Origin of the sequence: uncultured Veillonella sp. (assembly GCF_934190855.1) — a bacterium.
GTDB lineage: Bacteria > Bacillota > Negativicutes > Veillonellales > Veillonellaceae > Veillonella.
The window spans coordinates 1-2,518 of sequence record NZ_CAKPTN010000205.1; the positions used below are offsets into that span (position 1 = coordinate 1).

Sequence of the window (2,518 nt, forward strand, 5' to 3'; positions counted from 1 at the left end):
AATATTCTTTGTATTCACAAGAACGAAATTTTTCGTTCTAATTGAAACATTGATGTTATATATATTAAATACAAAAAAGGCTGTAATAACGAATTCATCGTTATTACAGCCTTTGTATATTGTTGAGATCAAATTAAGCGTTTGCTAATGTTTTACCTAATTCTTCACATTGAGCTTTACCATCATCATCAGGTTCACCCAAGATTGCTACACCGTCAGCCACTAATTCACCGCCAGCATCTTTAATGCGAGTGCCCCAGTCTTCCAACCAAGTACCACCCCAACCATAGGAGCCGAAGATTGCTACTTTTTTACCACCCAATTTAGCTTCTAGTTCTGTGTAGAATGGTTCAAATTCGCCTTCTTCTAATTGTTCTGCACCCATGTCAGCACAGCCAAGAGCTAATTTTTCGTAAGCTGCTGCGTCATCTACGGATACTTCAGAAACAGATTTTACTTCCACATCTTGACCTGCAGCTTTGATACCTTCAGCTACTGCTTGAGCCATTTGTTCTGTATTGCCTGTACCGGACCAATAAATTACACCAATCATCTTGTACCTCCTAGGCCGTTCTTGCGACCAATGAACTAAATGTTTTTCCCAACATCAATTGAGTTTGACAAAATTCACGACATGCTTTGTAACATAAGAAAGAGCGCTTTGCATCTACCACATCATGATAAACTTTCCACTCCCCACACATACGATATCCATTACCACGATATGAAATAAAACATTTCACATCCTTTAATGGATAACCTAGAAATACGCCAATTTCATGAGGAAAATCAATGCTTGCTTCCATACGGTATCGTAGATGTTCAAGCATCTCCATAATGCTCATACGATCATGATAGCCATAGGCTTTCAAAAATGTCATTACTGCAGGTTGCCGTACATAGTCTCGTAATTGTTTCTCACGGAATACCAATAACAGTCTACGCGCTTTACAGCGACATAATTCAAAGAAGAACAAACCTTTTTCATTGAACTCTTTGTTATATTCTGTCAATACAAATTGGATTTGTTCATTCATGTCCCGTGGAATAGAAACCAAGTTCGATAGTTTAATACCTCGAATTGCCGGTGCACAATGATATCCAATGATATGGTCAATTGAATTCATCATAATAGTACCTGCCTGTTGCACATCGTTAGAATTCTCTCTAATGAGAACAATTCCTATACGCCCATAGTACTCTTGATGAGAAAAATTGTCAAGAATAATTGATATATATTTTCAATAATTATTTATTTTTTAGCATTAAGCAAGGCTTTCACTTTAGGGAAAATCACAGCATCATTGGCTTCATCAATAGCGATAAAGCGTGCATTCGGACCTGTATATTTATCTTCAGAAAGGTTGATATGCAAGATTTCATTATAAGAATTATTATTAGCTACACTTTTATATTTTAATGTACCTTCATATATATTGCCTTGTTTAACCAATGGTTTTACTACTGTGAAAGTACCAAGTACAGGACTATCCCCCTTGTTAATAGCAGCAGCTAATGCACCAAGAGCAGATGGATCTGTATTTACATGTTTTGTTTCACTCATGCGGCTAGATAAATTTTTGCCTAATACTACATTAGCATACACTGCATAATGCATTTCATTTTCGTTTTTAATATTTAATGTATATACATCTGCAGAAGTTGCACCAGCTTCAACAAGAACAGACTTAACATCCTTCTTAGCGTCCCCAGCAAATAATGCTTTAGGATTGTTTTGATACATGGCAACGCCTTCAGGCAATTTAACGCCTTGGTATGTTACAGTTTGGCTTCTATTCAAAATAGACTTAATATTTGCCGCAGAACCAACAGCTGGTACAGACACTAACACAGCTGCTGCCGTAGCAAGTAATACTAATTTTTTCATAGTTCTCCTCAACGAAATATGTTCATAATACATTATCAATACAACAACTAAAGGTAACTCTAACAATCGGTTAAAGTTTTGTGACTCTAACCATAGGTTAAAGTTCTCTAACAACCTATTAGGAACAAATTATTTCTAATAACAACACAGTATTAAAGAACCGCCCACCGAGGGGCGGTTCTTTAGCATCATGGTTACCTACCACGAATACAATATTATTTCTTTTGTTCTTTAGCCCAGCTATCGCGCAAACCAACAATACGGTTCATTACGATATGATCTGGTGTGCTATCTTTATCAGTTACAAAGTAACCTTGGCGTAAGAATTGGAATCGATCGCCAGGTACAGTTGTTGCAAGACATGCTTCACCTTTACTGTTGAATACTTGTAAGGACTCATGATTGAAGTCACCTAAGAAGTCTTTACCGTCAGAGTCTTCTTTGAGCAAGTAATCATACAAGCGGGACTCAATATCTACTGCAGTAGATGCTTCAACCCAGTGTAATGTACCTTTAACTTTACGTGTGCAACCACTGCCACTCTTAGTTTCTGGATCATATGTACAGTGAATTTCTGTAATATTGCCATTTTCGTCTTTAATAACATCAGTACATGTGATGAAATAAGCG

3 protein-coding genes and 1 pseudogene are annotated in these 2,518 nt (G+C 36.8%); all 4 read right to left on the bottom strand.

Going from position 1 to position 2,518, the window contains the following annotated elements; all coding sequences use genetic code 11:
• Window positions 1-133 precede the first annotated feature (133 nt).
• Window positions 134-553: a flavodoxin gene (locus Q0F90_RS08755; protein WP_296004830.1), complete on the bottom strand. Its 420-nt coding sequence runs from the start codon at window positions 551-553 to the stop codon at window positions 134-136.
• Between the two features lie 10 nt (window positions 554-563).
• Window positions 564-1,151, bottom strand: a complete 588-nt coding sequence (locus Q0F90_RS08760) for a DUF3793 family protein (RefSeq protein WP_367113430.1) — start codon at window positions 1,149-1,151, stop codon at window positions 564-566.
• A gap of 101 nt (window positions 1,152-1,252) precedes the next feature.
• Window positions 1,253-1,888 (bottom strand): hypothetical protein, encoded by a 636-nt coding sequence (locus Q0F90_RS08765; RefSeq protein ID WP_296004833.1) that lies wholly within the window; start codon window positions 1,886-1,888, stop codon window positions 1,253-1,255.
• 215 nt (window positions 1,889-2,103) lie between these two features.
• Window positions 2,104-2,518, bottom strand: a pseudogene (locus Q0F90_RS08770) (glutamine--tRNA ligase); the annotation flags it as partial.